Annotated in this window: 19 protein-coding genes; all 19 read right to left on the reverse strand. The window is 32.1% G+C overall.

The genetic code is table 11. The features are described 5' to 3' along the window. Positions 1-7 precede the first annotated feature (7 nt). Entirely contained in the window at positions 8-658 is a 651-nt protein-coding gene (gene pdxH / locus D1815_RS06650) for a pyridoxamine 5'-phosphate oxidase (RefSeq protein ID WP_118386407.1), read from the reverse strand. Positions 659-717: 59 nt separating this feature from the next. Beyond that, positions 718-1,623: a ribonuclease Z gene (locus tag D1815_RS06655; RefSeq protein ID WP_118386408.1), complete on the reverse strand. Its 906-nt coding sequence runs from the start codon at positions 1,621-1,623 to the stop codon at positions 718-720. Positions 1,624-1,683: 60 nt separating this feature from the next. Continuing rightward, positions 1,684-2,136 carry a thioredoxin family protein gene (locus D1815_RS06660; protein WP_118386409.1) on the reverse strand — a complete coding sequence of 151 codons (453 nt, stop codon included), beginning with the start codon at positions 2,134-2,136 and terminating at the stop codon, positions 1,684-1,686. 53 nt (positions 2,137-2,189) lie between these two features. Further along, on the reverse strand, positions 2,190-2,522 hold the full coding sequence (locus D1815_RS06665; protein ID WP_108804469.1) for a ribonuclease Z: 333 nt from the start codon (positions 2,520-2,522) through the stop codon (positions 2,190-2,192). 4 nt (positions 2,523-2,526) lie between these two features. Beyond that, positions 2,527-3,456, reverse strand: coding sequence for an aspartate carbamoyltransferase catalytic subunit (locus D1815_RS06670; protein ID WP_027391198.1), 930 nt, complete (start codon positions 3,454-3,456; stop codon positions 2,527-2,529). A 58-nt stretch (positions 3,457-3,514) separates the two neighbouring features. Continuing rightward, positions 3,515-4,054, reverse strand: coding sequence for a bifunctional pyr operon transcriptional regulator/uracil phosphoribosyltransferase PyrR (gene pyrR, locus D1815_RS06675; protein ID WP_027391197.1), 540 nt, complete (start codon positions 4,052-4,054; stop codon positions 3,515-3,517). Positions 4,055-4,202: 148 nt separating this feature from the next. Continuing rightward, on the reverse strand, positions 4,203-4,862 hold the full coding sequence (locus D1815_RS06680; RefSeq protein ID WP_155839586.1) for a hypothetical protein: 660 nt from the start codon (positions 4,860-4,862) through the stop codon (positions 4,203-4,205). 193 nt (positions 4,863-5,055) lie between these two features. Continuing rightward, complete coding sequence (gene rpsA, locus D1815_RS06685; RefSeq protein WP_027391195.1) at positions 5,056-6,882, reverse strand: 30S ribosomal protein S1; 1,827 nt, start codon at positions 6,880-6,882, stop codon at positions 5,056-5,058. Positions 6,883-7,056: 174 nt separating this feature from the next. Beyond that, positions 7,057-9,114, reverse strand: a complete 2,058-nt coding sequence (locus tag D1815_RS06690) for an OmpA family protein (RefSeq protein WP_118386410.1) — start codon at positions 9,112-9,114, stop codon at positions 7,057-7,059. A gap of 3 nt (positions 9,115-9,117) precedes the next feature. Next, complete coding sequence (locus D1815_RS06695; RefSeq protein ID WP_118386411.1) at positions 9,118-10,035, reverse strand: type IX secretion system membrane protein PorP/SprF; 918 nt, start codon at positions 10,033-10,035, stop codon at positions 9,118-9,120. Positions 10,036-10,038: 3 nt separating this feature from the next. Then, positions 10,039-12,834, reverse strand: a complete 2,796-nt coding sequence (locus tag D1815_RS06700; protein WP_118386412.1) for a gliding motility-associated C-terminal domain-containing protein — start codon at positions 12,832-12,834, stop codon at positions 10,039-10,041. Between the two features lie 154 nt (positions 12,835-12,988). Next, positions 12,989-13,585, reverse strand: coding sequence for a bifunctional phosphoribosyl-AMP cyclohydrolase/phosphoribosyl-ATP diphosphatase HisIE (gene hisIE / locus D1815_RS06705; protein ID WP_027391189.1), 597 nt, complete (start codon positions 13,583-13,585; stop codon positions 12,989-12,991). Between the two features lie 50 nt (positions 13,586-13,635). Further along, the gene (hisF, locus tag D1815_RS06710; RefSeq protein WP_118386413.1) at positions 13,636-14,391 is read right to left on the reverse strand and encodes an imidazole glycerol phosphate synthase subunit HisF; all 756 of its coding nucleotides are present in this window, start codon (positions 14,389-14,391) and stop codon (positions 13,636-13,638) included. Beyond that, positions 14,391-14,906 (reverse strand): DinB family protein, encoded by a 516-nt coding sequence (locus D1815_RS06715; protein ID WP_118386414.1) that lies wholly within the window; start codon positions 14,904-14,906, stop codon positions 14,391-14,393. Before D1815_RS06715 ends, hisF begins: the two co-directional genes overlap by 1 nt. A 6-nt stretch (positions 14,907-14,912) precedes the next feature. Then, complete coding sequence (gene hisA / locus D1815_RS06720) at positions 14,913-15,641, reverse strand: 1-(5-phosphoribosyl)-5-[(5-phosphoribosylamino)methylideneamino]imidazole-4-carboxamide isomerase (RefSeq protein ID WP_118386415.1); 729 nt, start codon at positions 15,639-15,641, stop codon at positions 14,913-14,915. A 17-nt stretch (positions 15,642-15,658) separates the two neighbouring features. Further along, complete coding sequence (hisH, locus tag D1815_RS06725) at positions 15,659-16,252, reverse strand: imidazole glycerol phosphate synthase subunit HisH (protein ID WP_027391185.1); 594 nt, start codon at positions 16,250-16,252, stop codon at positions 15,659-15,661. Between the two features lie 54 nt (positions 16,253-16,306). Further along, the gene (gene hisB / locus D1815_RS06730; protein ID WP_118386416.1) at positions 16,307-17,446 is read right to left on the reverse strand and encodes a bifunctional histidinol-phosphatase/imidazoleglycerol-phosphate dehydratase HisB; all 1,140 of its coding nucleotides are present in this window, start codon (positions 17,444-17,446) and stop codon (positions 16,307-16,309) included. Positions 17,447-17,488: 42 nt separating this feature from the next. Continuing rightward, positions 17,489-18,538 (reverse strand): histidinol-phosphate transaminase, encoded by a 1,050-nt coding sequence (gene hisC, locus D1815_RS06735; protein WP_118386417.1) that lies wholly within the window; start codon positions 18,536-18,538, stop codon positions 17,489-17,491. A 21-nt stretch (positions 18,539-18,559) separates the two neighbouring features. After that, positions 18,560-19,402: a DUF3667 domain-containing protein gene (locus tag D1815_RS06740; RefSeq protein ID WP_118386418.1), complete on the reverse strand. Its 843-nt coding sequence runs from the start codon at positions 19,400-19,402 to the stop codon at positions 18,560-18,562. Positions 19,403-19,424: the final 22 nt, after the last annotated feature.

Raw genomic sequence — 19,424 nt, forward strand, 5'->3', positions numbered from 1 at the left:
TACCTAGTTACGGTGACAGCCTATTTGTTACCCAGTTGTTACCTTTTTGTTGTTGGGCATATCGAATTCTGTCATGAAGTCTATTTGGTCTTCCTTGCCAAAATTCAAATTCTACTGGGGTCACACAATACCCACCCCAAAAGTCAGGTTTAGGAATTTCTTTCTCCTTATATTTTTCTTCTAATGCTAGTAATTTGCTTTCTAAAAAAACTCTAGACTCAACAATACTGCTCTGCTCAGAAGCCCAAGCTCCTAATTGACTTCCCCTTGGTCTAGAATTAAAATAATCACTACTTTTTTGTTCTGAAATTCTATTAACTACACCTTTTATAATTACCTGACGTTCTAAATTAGGCCAAAAGAAAGAAATACAGACTTTATTATTTGCAGCCATAGCTTTTCCTTTTTCAGACTCGTAATTGGTATAAAATACAAATCCTTCTTCATCGAAATGTTTGAGCAATACAATTCTCGTTTTAGGGTAACTATCTAACCCAAAAGTTGTTAAACTCATAGCATTAGTCTCTTCTACTCCACCTGCTTCTTCTACTTCTTTAAACCAATTCGAAAACAAAAGAAATGGAGAGACTGGTAATTCGTTTTCTTCTAAAGCCTTTTTATCATAAGATTTTCTATAATCCGTAAGATCTCTATTCATTATTTTATAATTAGCACATTTATAGTTTAAATGTAATATGAAAAAACGTATTTCTTTCTTTAGAACTCAAAAACTTTACCATCATCTCCTATTACAACATTATCAAATACTGTAGAAGCCTCTTCTTTAAACTTCTCTATATTATCATATCTCGTAGAGTAGTGACCTAGAATTAGGTTTTCTACATCCGCTTTACTTGCTATTGTGGCGGCTTCGATAGCCGTACTATGACCAGTTCTCTGACACAAGTGCTTATGACTTTCTAAAAAAGTTGATTCGTGATATAAAGCTGTTACTTTATTTAGTAAGGAAATTTTATCTTCATCATATCTAGTATCACTACAAAAGGCATAACTCTTTACCGGTGCCGGATCATCCGTTAGCTCTGCATTAGGAATAACATCTCCGTTCGGTAATATAGCATCTTTACCTTTCTTGATAGATTTATAATACGCTTTATCAATATCATAATTAAGAACCTTACTCATCAATAACTTTCTGTCTCCTGATTTTTCTTGAAATAAGAAGCCATTACAATAAATTCGATGTTGAAGCGGTATGGTCCGAACTGTTACTTTTTCGTCTTCGAACACTAATTCTGAATCTGTATTCGTAAGTTCATGAAAATGTAATGGATAATCTGTCCAAGAATTAGATAGCTTAAGCTGCAGTGTAATTGCTTCTTTTATTCCTTTAGGTCCATATATATGGAGCGGGTTTTCTCTATTTAGCATCCTAAACGTAGAAACCAAACCAACAAGTCCATAAAAATGATCTCCATGAAGATGTGAAATAAAAATATGATTAATTCTAGAAAATTTAATCTTATTTCTTCTTAGTTCAACCTGTGTACCCTCTCCACAATCAATAAGAAAAATATGATTATTTATTTCTAATACCTGTGAAGTTGGATTCGTGAATGTTCTTGGTGTCGCAGAGTAGCAACCTAAAATTGTTACTTTCAATTTTATATCTCTTAAATTTAAAAAGTCTCAAGATAATCTAATCTAACAGATTAATCTATATCAGTTTCCAAAAGAATCAAAAGTAGTTAGCAAATCCATATAACGTTTCGCTGACATCTTCCTATATCCTGTAGCGCCAAGAACTGTTCCTTCTTTGTTTATAACCAATATAACTGGAAACACCATTTTTTTATTATAGCGCTCTGCTAATTCATAGTTCTTATCGCTTTGTTCTTCTGGTAATCTATTTTTCTTTCTTTTAGGAAAATCAGCTTTTAACCAAACAAACTTTTCATCTGCGAATTTCTCGAATTCTGGATTAGAAAACACTTTTCTTTCTAATTTAATGCATGGAGGACACCAATCAGATCCGGTAAACAGTAAAACAATATTTTGATCTTTTTCTTTCGCTAACTTTATTGCTTCGTCAAAGTCATATTTCCAGTCTTGTGCATGAATATTACCTGAAATAAAGAATATCAACACAAGAATAAATGGGGCTAATTTATTCATAAGTATTATGACGTAAAAAATTACTTTAGATTACAGAATTAATTAAAATATTTTTAAAAATCTAGATCTCTTTCTATTTCCTCCATCTCAATTAGATCCAAAGCTTCTATTAACGTCGGTACAACAGTAATTTCCTTTGGCGCTTCGTCATAAGAAACCTTGTCGGTAACAATTACAAAAGAGCGTTTATTTGATTTATGTTTGTTTGAAACTCTAAGAAATTCATTTACATCATTAACAGATAAATCCTTTAACGAAAATAAATTAGCTACAATATTGTCGTTTTTCATCGATTCATATCTATCTTCAATTCCTTTTACGAACTCTACTACAGTCGCTTTTTCCTGTGTTATTATGGTTGTAGAACCTTCTTTATTGAATATCATAAGTTTATTGTTTTATTTTCGAAGCTAAAAGATAAATGACAGCCATTCTCACTGCTACCCCATTTTGAACCTGATCTAATATTATGGCTTGTTTAGAATCGGCTACATCACTCGTGATCTCAACACCACGATTGATAGGTCCAGGATGCATTATTACAATCTCTTTATCAAGGCTATCTAATAACCTTTTATTTACTCCAAATTGCTGGGTATATTCTCTTGTCGATGGAAAGTAACTAATCTCCATTCTTTCATTTTGTACTCGCAACATATTTGCTACATCACACCATTGGAGTGCTTTTGTAAGATTTGTTTCTACAGTAACACCAAGTTTGTCTATATATTTTGGTATTAATGTTTTGGGGCCACATACCTTTACCTCTGCTCCTTGCAATTTAAGAGCAAAAATATTAGAAAGTGCAACCCTAGAGTGCAAAATATCACCAACAATAACAACTTTTTTTCCTTCTACTTCTCCAAATTTTTCTCGTATAGAATACGAATCCAACAACGCTTGAGTTGGATGTTCATGTGCTCCATCTCCGGCATTTACAATACTTGCATTTACATGCTTAGATAAAAAAACACCAGCTCCAGGATTAGGATGTCTCATTACAACCATATCCACCTTCATTGATAGGATATTATTAACCGTATCTATAAGTGTTTCTCCTTTTTTTACCGAAGATGATGCTGCAGAAAAATTAATAACATCTGCAGATAATCTTTTCTCCGCCAATTCAAAAGACAATCTTGTCCTTGTACTATTCTCAAAAAAAAGGTTAGCTATCGTTATATCTCTAAGCGAAGGGACTTTTTTAATTGGTCTATTAATCACTTCTTTAAAGTGATCTGCTGTTTCAAAAATGAGATTAATATCTTCTTTAGTGAGATATTTAATTCCTAGTAAGTGATTTACACTTAATTCACTCATTCTTCTCTTCTGTTATTATATTTCTAATGTATGAATATACTTCAGAAATTATTGAACTTTAATTATTTACTAAATAAACTGCATCTTCTCCTCCATTTTCTACCCAATGGACCTTTACCTTTTCTTGATTAATAGCATCTACCTGCCGACCTCTATAATTAGGTTGAATTGGTAAATGACGACTAAAACGTCGATCAATTAATGTAAGTAGCTCTATTTCTCTTGGTCTACCAAAAGACTGTATTGCAGTTAATGCAGATCTTATACTACGACCTGTATATAGAACATCATCAATAAAAACAACTCTTTTATCCTCTACTGTAAAATCAATATGTGTTTTATTTGCTTCTAAAGGCTTTTCTCCTCTTCTAAAATCATCTCGATAAAAAGTAATATCAAGGTGTCCCATTTTTACATTAGACAACCCATAATCCCTAACTAAGACTTCCTTTATTCTATCCGCTAAAAAGATACCTCTTGGTTGTACTCCGATCAGAACAGTGTCTTCAAAATGAGTATGATTTTCGATTAATTGACAAGCCAAACGGTGCAGAATAATATCTATCTCCTTTGCACTAAGTAGTAATTTCTGACTCATAATCTCCAAATAGACATTTGGTATACAAAAGTAATGAAAATTTAGAATTAATCAATCCTAAGTCTAGTTTTAAAATATCCAGATCAACACTCAATAATAAAACGACAGTATAATCTTTTCTATTACAAAACAATAAAAATAAAGACTACTATTCTTTTATTTCTATCCATGGGCCAAATGGCATTGGAAAACTAGGAGCACTTGCTGGTGTTGGATAAAAGTTTTTATAAGGATTTTTATAATCATATATTTTACCTGATTTTTTATCGATCTTATATGTTATCGAATATCTATCATAGATCTGCATATCATAATAGTTCTTTTGTTCTCTTATAATAGTATATATCTGTGAAGATGCGTTGATATGATATTTAGGGTCATTGGTATTATTCAATTCCAATACATGATCAATAGCGGCTTTAGTATTATTAGTAGATCGATATAAATAAGTTGAAGAAAAACCAGATCTAGAAGTTTCATTCTCAGAATTCCTAACTACCGAACCACCACTACCAGAAACTCTATCTATAGACACTTTTACAACAACCTGAAAATAAAACTCTTCTCCATAAGCAAGGTATTTTATTGGAGAACGTTCCCTGAATTCTACCTTTACCTCCGCATTATTATACCAAACAGAAATAAGGACGTTCTCGTCATTAATAAGAGATTCAGTATCGTTACTAATTCCGTTTGCCGCAATATCCACAATAGTAGCTCTACCTAATTCTATGGTTTGATTAACTTTTTCTTTGAATATTTTTAATTCCTCTTCGGTATGCATATTCTGACTATTCGATAAATTCATAAACAAAATACTTAAAAGTAGGACCCACAGACTTTTCCCCATTATTGATCAATTTACCGCAAATTTCGATAAACCATTCAATCTCGAACACACCAAAACCAGTATAAACAACACCCCTTTTTTCAGTTAAATTATAAAAAAAGACCGTTCATACGAACGGTCTTTAGTATTTATTATGAAAATAAAGAGATTATTAGTTACCTCCTTTTTCCATTTTAGCTTTAAGATCTGCTAACGCATCAATATCACCAAGGGTGGTTTTCTCAGAATTACTAGCAGCAGCTTTCTTAGCAGCTTGCTTAACAATCTTAGCTTCTTCTTCTTTAAATAAAGCAGTATGCGAAGCTACAACTCTTTTGAATTCTTTGTTGAACTCAATGATTTGGAACTCAGCCTCATCTCCTTTAGTAAGTTTCTTACCGTCTTCTTTTTCTAAGTGACGTGAAGGTACAAAAGCAACAATATCTTCATTGAACTCAATTGTAGCACCTTTGTCTACAATCTCTGCAATAGTATTAGTGTGCTTAGTTCCTACAGCAAACTCTTTTTCATATTTATCCCAAGGATTATCCTCAGTTTGTTTATGTCCAAGACTTAATTTACGTCCTTCTACATCTAATTCAAGAACAACAACATCAAGCTTATCTCCAACATTTGTAAAGTCAGATGGGTGCTTGATTTTCTTAGTCCAAGAAAGATCAGAAATATAAATTAAACCGTCGATACCTTCTTCTAACTCTACAAAAACTCCAAAGTTAGTAAAGTTACGAACGATACCAGTATGTCTAGAACCTACAGGATATTTTGTAGTAATGTCAGTCCAAGGATCTGGAGTTAATTGCTTAACACCAAGAGACATCTTACGCTCTTCTCTATCTAAAGTAAGAATCACAGCTTCTACTTCATCACCAACTTTAACAAAGTCTTGTGCTGAACGCAAATGAGTTGACCAAGACATTTCTGAAACGTGGATCAATCCTTCTACTCCTTCTTCAACTTCGATAAACGCACCGTAATCTGCAATTACAACTACTTTACCTTTTACTTTATCACCAACCTTAAGTTCGTTGTCAAGAGCTTCCCAAGGATGCGCTTTCAACTGCTTAAGACCTAATTGGATACGTGTCTTAGCCTCATCAAAGTCTAAGATTACAACATTTAACTTCTGATCAAGTTCAACAATCTCATTTGGATGGTTGATTCTAGACCAAGAAAGGTCAGTAATATGAATAAGTCCATCAACTCCTCCAAGATCAACGAATACACCGTAAGAAGTAACATTCTTAACAGTACCTTCTAATACTTGACCTTTTTCTAATTGACCAATAATTTCTTTCTTCTGCTCTTCGATATCAGCCTCGATAAGTGCTTTATGCGATACAACAACGTTTTTGAATTCATGGTTAATCTTAACCACTTTAAATTCCATTGTTTTACCTACATATGCATCATAATCACGGATTGGCTTCACATCAATTTGAGAACCTGGTAAGAATGCTTCAATTCCGAAAACATCTACAATCATACCTCCTTTAGTTCTACACTTAACAAAACCGTTTACGATTTCGCCAGTATCGTGAGCATTATTTACTCTATCCCAAGCCTTGATCACACGAGCTTTACGGTGAGATAATATCAACTGACCTGTTGCGTCTTCACGCACATCAATTAACACCTCAACCTTATCACCTACTTTAAGATCTGGGTTGTAACGAAATTCATTTAATGAAATAACACCTTCACTCTTCGCATTAATATCAATAATAGCATCACGATCTGTAATATTAATTACTGTCCCATCAACTACTTCATCATTTAAGGTATCAACAAAGTTTTCTGCAACTAGCTTTTCAAACTCTTCAAGTTTAGAATCTGCGATTGGGTCAATACCTTCCTCGTAGTTGTGCCAGTTAAAGTCTTTTAAAAATTGTTCAGGATTTTCTTGTTGAGGAGATACAGCTGGAGCTGCCTTTGGAGCCTCTACTTCCTGAACGTCTGTGTTTTTTGTTTCTTCAGACATTGAAGATAAAATTTGTATCCTGTATTTGTTTGAGAATCAATACGAAAACGTATACAGAAGCGTTAAATTAAATTATTTTTATCCTTTTTATATTCTCTTATTCGCTAAAAAGGGCTGCAAAAATACAATTTAATTTATTAGAAAACAAAGTATTATGAATTATATTAAACCTCTTTAAAATTTAGTTATCTCGAACTCACTTCTCCTATTTATCTGATGTTCCTCTTCTGAACAGTTTTTAGTATCACAATCAATTAAAGGTGCAGATTCTCCAAATCCTTCAAACTGCATCCTTCTTGCATTTACATAACCTACTAATGCCAAATAATTACGTGTAGATTCTGCTCTCTTTTCAGATAACACTTGATTATATGAATCAGTACCTCTACTATCCGTATGTGAAGAAATTTTAATGTAGACTGTGTTATACTTTTCTAGTTTTAAAGCAAAATCATCTAATACTTTTTTAGAGTCTGCTCTAATATTCCATTTATCATAATCAAAATAAATTGGTGGAAGATCAAAATACAACTTTCCATTCTTTTCGATAACAGGAGGTCCTACTTTATCCGAAAGTAGCTTTAATCTTAATTCTTCTGTAGTAAGCTCTTCATTTCTTTTTTTGTTTGTAGCTTCAGAAGTAGTAACAGCTTCTGTTTGTCGCTCCTTAGAATTCTCTACAATTGCAGGTTCTACTTCCTTTTCTAAATAAATCACATAAGTTTCATTATCTTTTTCTTTCACTAGAATAGGCTTAATATTTGATTTATATCCAATAGATGAGGCTCTAAAATCATATTTTCCAGGAAAAATTGATAAACTAAACGCTGAGATTGAATCTAGTGTAGATTCGTACACTTTTTGCCTTTCTGCATTTTGTAAATACACATCAGCATTGGAAACATAATTATCTGTAGCAAAATCTCTAACCTCAAAATTCGCCATATATTCTTTCAAAAATATTTCTCCTATCTGAGAAAAAGAAAAGATGTCGTCATCTGTTTTTCCTTTTCTATTCGATGCAAAAAAACCGTCTTTTTCATTATAATACGTTAAGGAAAAATCATCGTAGCTAGAGTTAATTGGTGCACCTAAGTTTACTGGTTTTGTAAATTGATTTTCTTTTAATTCAGAGACAAAAACATCCATCATTCCTAATCCTAAGTGACCATTAGAAGAAAAAAACAAATGTCCTTCTTTAGAAATAAACGGAAACTGTTCTCTATTTTCTGTATTAATAGATGAACCAAGATTAATTGGTTCTCCATAAGTTCCATCCATATTAATTTCGGAAACATAAATATCAAAATCCCCATATCCGCCTGGCATATTAGACGAGAAATACAACATCCTATCATCTGCAGAAATAGAAGGATGTTCTATAGAATATTCTTTATTATTAAATTTTAATTTTTCTGGCTTCTGCCATTCTCCATCAACTCTTTTAGCTTTATATAAATGAATTGCATTATTTCTTAGACTATCAAATTTCTTTTTCCCTTTTTCTGAATTACTTTTTGAAAAATATATAGTATTACCATCCGAAGTAAAACAAAAATTACCTTCGTGGAGTTTAGAATTAACTTCTCCAGAAAGAGCCTCAATTTCGGAGACTCCTATATTATTGCTATCAACCTTAACAGTATATATATCTAAAAATGGTCTATGCGTCCATTTATATTTTTGATTCATAAAACCATGAGAACTTCTGTCAGATGCAAAATACACGGTACTATCTAATTTTACCGCTCCAAACTCTGAAGCTTCAGAATTAAACGCTACAGAATTCACAACATAATCATCATCTTTTAATTTAAAAGCTTCTATTGTCGCAATTGCATCTAATTTATTTAATGGATTTGTTACCTGGTTTTTTTTATACAATGCCAGGAAATCAACAGCTACTTCATATTTACCTAAGGAAGAAAGTACTTGATGCATCATAAAATTATATGAGTTATCATAAGACTTATCCTTTCCATAAAACTTACCCGAAGTCAGAACCTTAAGATATCTATATGCCTTTTTAAACTGAAATGTATTGTAGTATGAAATAGAAATATTTTCAAGAATGTGTTTTTCATATCCTTCTTGATTTAATTCTTCTTCGTATTGCAATGCCGCATTTATATAATCTCCATTGTTAAAAAAACGATCTGCTCTACTCTTTTTCTGAGAAAATATAAGCTGTGTAATCAATAAGATGAATACAAATATTATTTTAGTTTTCATATCTTAATAAAATCTTGGAGATGTATATTTATTACTAAAATTGAGTAAATCGAAATTGTATAATAGAATTATTTCGTGACTTCCATTATTATACCCACTTAATTCACTTGTACTAAAATCATATGAATATCCTACTTTTAGATTTCTCGTTATATTAAATCCAGCTAATGCGATAAAAGCATCCTCATAACGATAAGAGACTCCTAATTCAAATCTATTATAAATCAAAGAATTAAGAGAAATATCGAATGTAAGTGGAGAATCTAAAACCTGCTTTATAACCATAGATGGCTTAAGTTTAACCTCATCTACTAGATCAAACACAAAACCTGTAACTCCATATAAATGGGTCTTTGATTGAGAAACACCAATACCATCGACAGCTACGTCATTAGGTAATAAATTTGGAGAAGAAATACCAGCATAAAAATTATTAGAAAACAAGAATAACCCCGCTCCTATATTTAGCTGTAATTCAGAATTATTTGCAGCAAAGGCAGGATCATCTGCTACATCAGAACCAGAAGCATCTAATTTAAAACTATTAATTCCTACTTTTAAACCATAAGATAATTTAAAACGATCTGATATCCGTGTAATATAGGCGAAATCAACATTAAAGAAATTATTATTGGTGCTAATTGCTTCACCAATTCTATCATTTATATAATTAACACTTAATTCTATCTTCTCACTTAGCGGAATGTTTCCGAATACATTTGCTGTTTCTGGTGAGCCTTCAATTCCTGTCCATTGTCTTCTATATAATAAACCAGTAGAAATCAATCCACTCTGGTTCGTAACATAAGCCGGGTTTACCGTACTCATATTATACATATATTGAGAATATTGTGGTTCCTGCTGTGCATACAATACCGAGCAGAAAACTATCGCTATACTAAAAATTAATCGTGATTTCATTGTTTATCTGCTTAGGTAAAAGCTTCCTTGAATAGGAAAATTGTTTTCAAAGTTTGGTGTAAAAATGTAGAAATAGGTTCCAGATGGTAAATCATCTCCCAATCGAATAGAAACATTACTTTCTCCCCGGAACTCCTCAGTATTTCTATTTCCTTCAAATACTTTTGCTCCGTATCTGTTATATATCTTCAAATCAAAATCCGGAAAAGCAACTGGGATATTAAACTCATCTTCAATAAACAAATCAAAAGTGTCATTTTGATTATTCCCATCTGGAGAAACTCCGTCTTGGAAATCCAATGCGCATATATCACCATTAGAGAATCGCTCACCCATATTAAGAATGTTAACAGCAACCGTTACTCTTTCTGACTCGCAATTATCAGCATCTACAGTTGCGATATAATATATTTGATTATCAAAAAGTAATGGATTATCAATAATAGGCATATCACTTTCTAATGTAGGATACCAATTATAATTTAATACATCCACTTCAATATCATCTAATCTTTTACCATCAAGAATACAGAATTCTTGATCCGGAACATTCGGTTCTGGTAAATCTATGATTTGTACTTCTACATTTAATGAAGATTCATTACAAGGTGCAGTGTTAGGAATTACGTATCTAAAATTATAAATCTTATTAACCTCATTATCGGGATTTGGCAATAAATCAAACTCTACCACTCCATCTGGAGTTAAAGCACCTGTATTTTCTATATCCTGAAAAGTTCCGGTTCTTGGTGTATTATTATCTAAAATTGTAAATAAGTTAACACGTCCATCAATTTCACAAAAAGAATCACTTCTATCATTACCAATCTCTACTGGTTCTACAATAGCTATAGTTACTGTTGCTTGATCTTGAGAACTACAACCGACATTACCTCCAACAGTATATACATAATCTCCCGGACCTAGAATTGGTAGTGTATTATCTGAAGCATCAAAAATACCTAGATGATCTGGTGACATATAACCAAAAGGTCCAATCCACGTTCCTGTTGGATCAGGATTACCTTCTAAAAGATTGAAAAGTGTTACCGTTAAATTATCTGAACATAGTGATGTAGCGGCACCACTTCCTGCTCCAGCATTTGCTTCTTTATAAATTGTAAACTCTAATAAAGCTTCATCAACACACCCAGAAGGGTTGGTTGTTGTATGTGTAAAGGAATACGAAATTGGGTCATTAATTTCTTCAGGAACCAAGAATAAATCATCAACTACGTTACCCCCATTATTATTATCTGTCCAAATCCCTTCTTCTATAGTTCGTCCATCTGAGTTTAATAAACTTCTTAAACTATATTGATTGGCATCTGTCTTACATATAATTAGATCTAAAGTATCTTCTCCTGCATAATCATGAGGTAAAATTACAATTGTAACTATAGTAGAAATAGTAGGACAAGGGTTGCTCTCTATACTAATAGGCTGACAAACATCACCGGAATAAGAAAATGTTGCACCACAGCTTTGTCTAGGAACCACATCGTATCTAAATCTATAACTCCCTGGTCTGGCTCCCGCAATAGTAATTGGTCCTAAATGTTGTTCATCTTCTGGTGTATCATTTAAATTATTTTCTAAATTAAGATCACCATTGAAAGGAATACCTCCAAGAAATGTCCAATACGCAAAATCATCCACTAATGAACCATCCGTATAAACGTAACCGGGTTCAAACTCAAGTAAATCAAAAAGGTTAATTTGAGCCGGAGACGAATTAGGACAAATTTCTTCCACTGAATTCTGTGGAGCAAATGGCCTTAACTCTTCATATATAACAAACATTACCGTTTCTTCGTCATTAGGACATATTGGAGATCTACTGTTGATCTTATAGGTATAACTAAAATCTATACAACTAAAACCTGGAACATATTCTGGAGAAGCTCTAAACGCATCATAGACCTCTTTCAAATTAATTACTGCATCCGTAGCACTTGTAATTTGGCCAGTATTATCATCGTCTTCCCAACTTCCACCTAATTCTTCTCCATTTAAAAATCGGTCATCAAATAAATTAATATCCATATCCCATGATTCAATATCACCTTCACAAATCGAGAATGATGATCCATACCCAGCTGTAACCGGTCTTACTACAGTTACCTGAACATCAACAAATTCAGTAACACAAGTATCCACATTAGCAACTGTATATCTAAAACTAAAATCTTCACTATCAACAGGAAAACCGCCATTATTATCAATGGTAGTACCAAAGTTTGGGCCGCTTAGAATATACGTATTAGAAGGTAGAGAACCTGTATAAGTCCACATCCCATTTAAATGAGGAAGAGCGAATCCCTCTCTTGATTCTAATGTGTCAAAAAGGTTAATGTCTATTTCAAATCCAGCTGTACAAATATCATCATTATCACAAACAGGAAAGAAACCTGTTGTTGCTGCTATACCAGCATACGGACCAAGTTTGACATTAACTCTAACTCTGTAGTCATCTGGACAATTCGGATTTTTAAGTTCAAAAAAATAACCATCAGAAGCATTTCTTAACTGCCATAATCTTAAAACTCCAGAAGCTTCTATTCCTTCTTCACCTTCTTCTATTCCTGTAGATTCCCAAAAATCTCCTGATTCCGGTACGATACCTGTTTCATCATACAAATTAATAATACCATCTGGAATACCATCGAAATCGAAATCGATAGTCTCCATATCACAAATGGTTATCATTTGTTCTTGGCTACATTGAGAAAAAGCATCTCCAATACCGCCAAAAAATATTAATAAAACGAAAAGTAACTTTGTGTAGTTTTGTTTCAAAATCAATTTATTTATCTGTAAGTATCATTTTTAAGCTTTTTGTTACCTATAAAAACGAAATAAAATTAACAGGTATTCGAAAAGCCCGGCGAAATTATAAAAATATGTTAAAAAAACATCATCCCCTTACAAAAATCAACACTTACCTACACCCTTAACCTCTAGATTTTAACACTTTTACAATATCATTAAGCTTATAACCTTTAGCTTGTAGTAAAATTAAATAATGAAAAAGAAGGTCTGCGCTTTCATCTAAGAACAACTTTTCGTTATCATCCTTAGCTTCTATAACCACTTCGACAGCTTCTTCTCCTACTTTTTGAGCAACTTTATTTATCCCTTTTCTAAAGAGAGATGCTACATAAGATTTTTCATTATCTTGATTTTCTTTTCTATCCTGTATAGTGTTTTCTAAATCTGTCAAAAAACCAAAAGACTGAACATTTTTCTGTGCCCAACAAGTATCATCTCCTTTATGACAAGTTGGACCCACTGGGTTTACTTGGATTAATAAGGTGTCATTATCACAGTCATTTTTTAGATCTACAAGATTCAAAAAATTACCGCTCTCCTCACCTTTGGTCCATAATCTATTCTTAGTTCTGCTAAAAAAAGTCACCTTTTTAGTTTCTATTGTTTTCTGGTAAGCCTCCTCATTCATATAACCAAGCATCAAAACATTTCTAGTGGTTGCATCTTGAATTATTGCCGGAACAAGTCCATCATTATTTTTATTGAAATTTATTTCCATTTTATCAATCTATATTTTGGTTTCCAGATCAAGTCCGGAATTATATTTTGTTATAATCTTACCGGAATTTCATTTAACCGCAATTCCTCTTTTAAATCTTTTATTTCTATTTCTTTAAAATGAAAAACACTTGCTGCTAATGCAGCATCTGCTTTTCCTTCCTTAAAAGCATCTATGAAATGTTGTGTATTACCTGCTCCACCAGATGCAATTATAGGAATATTTAATTCTGTAGATAATCTTGCTAAAGCTTGGTTAGCAAAACCATCTTTAGTTCCATCATTATCCATAGAAGTAAATAAAATTTCTCCGGCACCTCTTTCTTCTACTTCCTTTGCCCAATCAAATAGATCAAGCTCAGTTGGTACTTTTCCTCCGACCAAATGTACTATCCATTTCCCATCAATTTGTTTAGCATCAATAGCTACTGTAATGCATTGACTTCCAAATTTCCCTGCTAATTCATTAATTAACTGTGGATTTTTTACTGCAGAGGAATTAACAGAAACCTTGTCCGCTCCATTTTGCAGTAAAACATCTACATCTTCTATAGATGATATTCCTCCACCAACGGTAAACGGTATATTAACTTTCTCTGCAACTCTAAGAACTAAATTAGCAAGTGTTTTTCTTCGCTCTTCAGTAGCTGAAATATCCAAAAAAACTAGTTCATCGGCTCCTGCTTTAGAATATGCATCTGCTAATTCTACTGGATCTCCAGCATCTCTTAAATCAACAAAATTGACTCCTTTTACCGTACGTCCGTTTTTAATATCTAAACACGGTACAATTCTTTTAGTTAACATTAGTTTTCTTTATTTTTTATATTTAGATCCATACCTTCATAAAAACCTAAATCTTTATTTTTTAATTGTTTTGTCCAAAATGCTATTTGGCCCGTATGATAAGACAAATGTTCAGTCACGTGAATCATTATACCAATTCCTGAAAAAACAAAACCCTGTACTTCTCGTTTTCTCATTAATTCAGAAATAGTACAATCGAACAAGATTGTCTTGGCTTGTTCTAAAGTCTCATTAAGTTTTAATAACAACTCTTCTTTCAAAAAACCTTCTTTAGCTTCAAACTCAGTATCCCTATCTCTTTCATCTTCTAAACCTCCTAGAGAAGCTATACCATATTGAGTAATATTACCACAAAGATGAAGCATCAAATTTCCGATACTATTTGAAGATTGATTAAACCGTTTCCATATATCATCTTCAGAAAGTTGATCAAAACTAATAGTAATCATCCTAAGACTTTCATCCAATCTATAGGAGATTTGCTCCTTAAACTCTTGTGATATTTCCTCTTTCATTACTTACTAACTGTTTTGAAGAATATAATTCTCTAATTGTTTTAAACTTATTCGATTCTCATAAATTGCTTTTCCTATAATTGTTCCTTCACATCCAATTTCAGCCAATTTTGGTAATTCATCAAAAGTTGAAATCCCTCCAGAAGCAATTAGCTTTATATCTCCTATTTCATTCAACATTTTTCTATACAAATCAAAAGAAGGTCCTTCTAACATCCCATCTTTACTAATATCTGTACAAATCACATAGGACACACCCTCTTTTTTATATTCTTTAACAAAAGGAATTAGCTCTTTATCACTTTCTTCCAACCAACCACTTACTGCGATTTTTTCATGTTGTGCATCTGCTCCTAAAATAATTTTATCACTCCCGAATTTTTGCAACCAAAATTTAAAAATATCAGGATTCTTTACTGCAATACTACCACCAGTAATTTGATTTGCACCACTATCAAAAGCTATTTTTAAATCTTCATCTGTTTTTAAACCTCCTCCAAAATCAATTTTTAAACCCGTTTTAGAAGCTATTTGGTCTAACACCTTATGATTTACTATATGCTTAGATTTTGCACCATCTAGATCAACTAAATGTAAATATTGAATTCCATGAGCCTCAAATTCTTTTGCTACTTCTAATGGATTTTCATTATATATTTTTTTAGTATCATAATCTCCTTTAGAAAGGCGAACACACTTTCCGTCAATGATATCTATTGCAGGTATGATCCTCATGCTTTATTTTATAATTATTAGTTATTAATTTTTAACTCTAAAAAGTTTTTCAAAATCTTCTCTCCCGCATCACTACTCTTTTCTGGATGAAATTGAGTTCCGTAGAAATTATCTTTCTGTAAAGCTGTACTATAAGTTACTCCGTAAGTAGATTGTGCAATGGTTTCTTCCATTATAGGAGCATAATAACTATGAACTAAATAAATATACTCCTTCTCTTCTACTCCACTAAATAAGGCAGAACTTAATGACTCTATTTGATTCCATCCTATTTGAGGAACTTTTACTCCGTGATTAAACTTTACCACATCCGTATGAAAAATACCCAAACCTTTAGTATCACCTTCTTCTGTGTAATTACACATCAATTGCATCCCTAAACAAATTCCTAAAACTGGTTGCTTTAATTGTGGGACCAAGGTATCTAAACCAGAATCTTTTAACTTACTCATAGCACTGCTCGCTTCTCCTACTCCAGGAAAAATCACTTTATCCGCAGATTTTATTTCTTGAGGGTCATCACTTAAGACAGCTTCATATCCCAATCGTTGAATCGCAAATTTGATCGATTGAATATTTCCTGCTCCGTAATTTATAATTACTATCTTCATATTATTGCATCCTGAACTTGATTCAAGACCTTTTTAATTATACAATTTGGTTTGTTATAACATTCCTTTGGTACTTGGTAAAAACATTTTATTTGCATCTCTTTTTACCGCCATTTTCATCGCTTTAGCAAATGCTTTAAATATTCCTTCTATTTTATGATGTTCATTTTCTCCTTCGGCTTTGATATTTAGATTACACTTGGCACCATCTGTAAAAGATTTAAAAAGATGAAAAAACATTTCTGTTGGCATATCCCCTATTTTTTCACGTTTGAAATCAGCATCCCAAACCAACCAAGGACGACCTCCAAAATCAACTGCTGCCTGTGCTAAACAATCATCCATAGGTAAACAAAACCCGTAACGTTCGATACCTAATTTATTACCAAGAGTTTTAGAAAACAACTCTCCTAAAGCAATCATAGTATCTTCTATAGTATGATGTTCATCTACGTGTAAATCTCCATCTACTTTAACTGTTAAATCCATTGCTCCATGACGTCCAATCTGATCTAGCATGTGATCAAAGAAATGCAAACCAGTTGATATATCATTTTTACCAGAACCATCTAAATTCAACTTGATATAAATTTTAGTTTCGTTCGTATTTCTAGTAATCTCTGCTACTCGATCTTCTAACTTTAAAAACTCATAAATTTCCTTCCAATCTGTTGATGTTAATACAATACTTTCCGAAATGGCTGTTGTATCAGTTTCTATTTCATCTGCTCCAAGCTCTGGATCTTCTGACAGGAAAATCCCTTTAGCTCCAAGATTTTTTGCCAACTCCATATCTGTAATTCTATCTCCTAAAACAAATGAATTTTCTAGATCGTAATTTTCCTTATCAAAATACTCCGTTAATAAACCTGTTCTTGGCTTACGAGTATCCGCATTTTCATGAGGAAAAGTTTTATCAATATGAACAGCATTAAACACGACTCCTTCTTTTTCGAATGCAGTCATTACTTTATTATGTGCTGGCCAAAAAGTATCTTCTGGAAAAGAATCAGTTCCTAATCCATCCTGATTAGTTACCATCACCAATTCATAATCCAATTCGTCGGCTATTTTAGCCATATATTGAAAAACCTTTGGATAGAACTCTAACTTCTCCAAACTATCTAATTGATAATCTACAGGTGGTTCCAACACCAATGTCCCATCTCTATCTATAAATAATACTTTCTTCATTTTAATTTATTTTTTGTAATTCGTATTCTTTAAGAACAGAATTTATATACTTTTTAAAGCCTCTATTAACTTCTTATTTTCTTGATTAGTTCCAACTGTTAATCTCAGTGTGTTTTCACATAATGGTTGTGTCGTACGATTACGAATAACAATCCCTTGTTTTAACAATTGATCATATCGTACATTTGCATTATCTACTTGAATCAATACAAAATTAGCATCGGTTTTATAAATTTCTTTTACAAACTGAATATTTTCTAAGGAATCTATCATACGTTCTCTCTCCTTTAAAATATTAGCTACTTCTTCTTTAATCTTATTAACGTCTTTAACTCTATCTAACGCCTTTTTCTGCGTTAATTCATTAACATTATAAGGAGGCTTAATTTTATTGAGTATACTTATGATTTCTTCTGAAGCATAACACAAACCTAGTCTGATCCCTGCCATTCCATATGCTTTTGATAACGTCTGCGTTATTACTAGGTTTGGGTATTCTCTAATTTTAAGTATCCAACTTTTTTTAGAAGAGAAATCAATATACGCTTCATCTATAACTACCAACCCTTTGAAATTTTCTAAAATTCGGGAAATACTATCTTCTGAAAAAGAATTCCCTGTAGGATTATTAGGAGAACATAAAAATATGATCTTTGTTTGTTGATCAACTGTATCTAATATTTTAGAAACATTAGGTTCAAAATTATCATTTAAAAGAACTTTTTTATTTTGAACATCGTTGGTATTAGCTAATACATTATACATCCCATAGGTAGGTGGTAACGTAATAACATTATCAACTTTAGGTTCGCAAAAAGCCCTAAACAAAAGATCTAATACCTCGTCACTTCCGTTTCCTAATAATATATTATTTGTATTAACCCCCTTTTGTGTAGCTAATACCTCTTTTAGACTACGTTGTTGTGGATCAGGATATCTATTTACTCCATTTTCATATGGATTTTCATTGGCATCCAGAAAAATCATTTCAGAACCATCTGAAACGTATTCATCTCTCGCAGAGGAATATGGTTTTAATCCTTTAACGTTTTCACGAGTTATATTATTTATGTTGAAATTTAATTGTTTCATTACTTGTTAATATTCTATAAATTATCCAAAAATCATTGCTCTCATATATCCTATTATAATCCCTATTATAATAGCGAATATGAAGAAAACTATTGTTGACAGGATCAATACCACTACAAACTTTAATAGTTTAAGAATCATTTGTCCAATACTATAGCTACATAGTTTCTTATAAGTAAACAAATAATAAAAGATAACGACCAAAGAGCTTACGAAATAGATTGATGGACTAATTAGTAAACCTAATAAAAAGAATAACGTACCAGAAAACAATCCGAACCCAAGTAAATAAGAGTTTATAACAAGATGTTCTCCATAATTAAACCGTTTTCTCCCAAAAACCATTACCGCTAAAAACGTATAAAAAGGAATTAACATAAAAGCTATAATATTAAAATACTTAAGCATAAAACTTTGGGTAACTTTATTAGCTTCAGCCTGTTCTTTTTTGTATTCCAAGTATTTTTCTTGATATTCCACAGTGTTTTTCTCTATATCGGGGTTTGACATAGAAAATAATGACTCATAAAAAGATTCCGTTTGAGTAGCGAGAATCAATTCACTATAATCATCAGAAAAAAAGTTAAAAATAAATGTAGCAACAGCAGTTCCGATTACCAGAAATGCAAATGGGTTTATATATCGTTTTCTTGTTCCCGAGATATACTCTGAAATAACTTTATCTGGAGAAGTCACAAAATGAATTAAAGTTCTAACAAAAAGATTATCTAATCCCAAAACATTACTGAAAAAATCACTTTTCAACCCTTTTAAAGTAATACGTTCTCTTATTACTTTCGCACCACAAGATTGACAATAATCAGCATCATCAGCTAAGATATTTTCACAATTTCTACAATTCATTTACTTCTTTTTTACTATAAAT

The organism is Aquimarina sp. AD1, from assembly GCF_003443695.1.
Classification (GTDB): Bacteria; Bacteroidota; Bacteroidia; order Flavobacteriales; family Flavobacteriaceae; genus Aquimarina; species Aquimarina latercula.

Bases quoted from the DNA above. Each gene is read 5' to 3' on its own strand.
- pdxH (WP_118386407.1), bottom strand. From the start codon at position 658: ATGAATAGAGATCTTACGGATTATAGAAAATCTTATGATAAAAAGGCT.
- D1815_RS06660 (WP_118386409.1), bottom strand. From the start codon at position 2,136: ATGAATAAATTAGCCCCATTTATTCTTGTGTTGATATTCTTTATTTCA.
- D1815_RS06665 (WP_108804469.1), bottom strand. From the start codon at position 2,522: ATGATATTCAATAAAGAAGGTTCTACAACCATAATAACACAGGAAAAA.
- D1815_RS06670 (WP_027391198.1), bottom strand. From the start codon at position 3,456: ATGAGTGAATTAAGTGTAAATCACTTACTAGGAATTAAATATCTCACT.
- pyrR (WP_027391197.1), bottom strand. From the start codon at position 4,054: ATGAGTCAGAAATTACTACTTAGTGCAAAGGAGATAGATATTATTCTG.
- D1815_RS06680 (WP_155839586.1), bottom strand. From the start codon at position 4,862: ATGAATTTATCGAATAGTCAGAATATGCATACCGAAGAGGAATTAAAA.
- rpsA (WP_027391195.1), bottom strand. From the start codon at position 6,882: ATGTCTGAAGAAACAAAAAACACAGACGTTCAGGAAGTAGAGGCTCCA.
- D1815_RS06690 (WP_118386410.1), bottom strand. From the start codon at position 9,114: ATGAAAACTAAAATAATATTTGTATTCATCTTATTGATTACACAGCTT.
- D1815_RS06695 (WP_118386411.1), bottom strand. From the start codon at position 10,035: ATGAAATCACGATTAATTTTTAGTATAGCGATAGTTTTCTGCTCGGTA.
- hisIE (WP_027391189.1), bottom strand. From the start codon at position 13,585: ATGGAAATAAATTTCAATAAAAATAATGATGGACTTGTTCCGGCAATA.
- hisF (WP_118386413.1), bottom strand. From the start codon at position 14,391: ATGTTAACTAAAAGAATTGTACCGTGTTTAGATATTAAAAACGGACGT.
- D1815_RS06715 (WP_118386414.1), bottom strand. From the start codon at position 14,906: ATGAAAGAGGAAATATCACAAGAGTTTAAGGAGCAAATCTCCTATAGA.
- hisA (WP_118386415.1), bottom strand. From the start codon at position 15,641: ATGAGGATCATACCTGCAATAGATATCATTGACGGAAAGTGTGTTCGC.
- hisH (WP_027391185.1), bottom strand. From the start codon at position 16,252: ATGAAGATAGTAATTATAAATTACGGAGCAGGAAATATTCAATCGATC.
- hisB (WP_118386416.1), bottom strand. From the start codon at position 17,446: ATGAAGAAAGTATTATTTATAGATAGAGATGGGACATTGGTGTTGGAA.
- hisC (WP_118386417.1), bottom strand. From the start codon at position 18,538: ATGAAACAATTAAATTTCAACATAAATAATATAACTCGTGAAAACGTT.
- D1815_RS06740 (WP_118386418.1), bottom strand. From the start codon at position 19,402: ATGAATTGTAGAAATTGTGAAAATATCTTAGCTGATGATGCTGATTAT.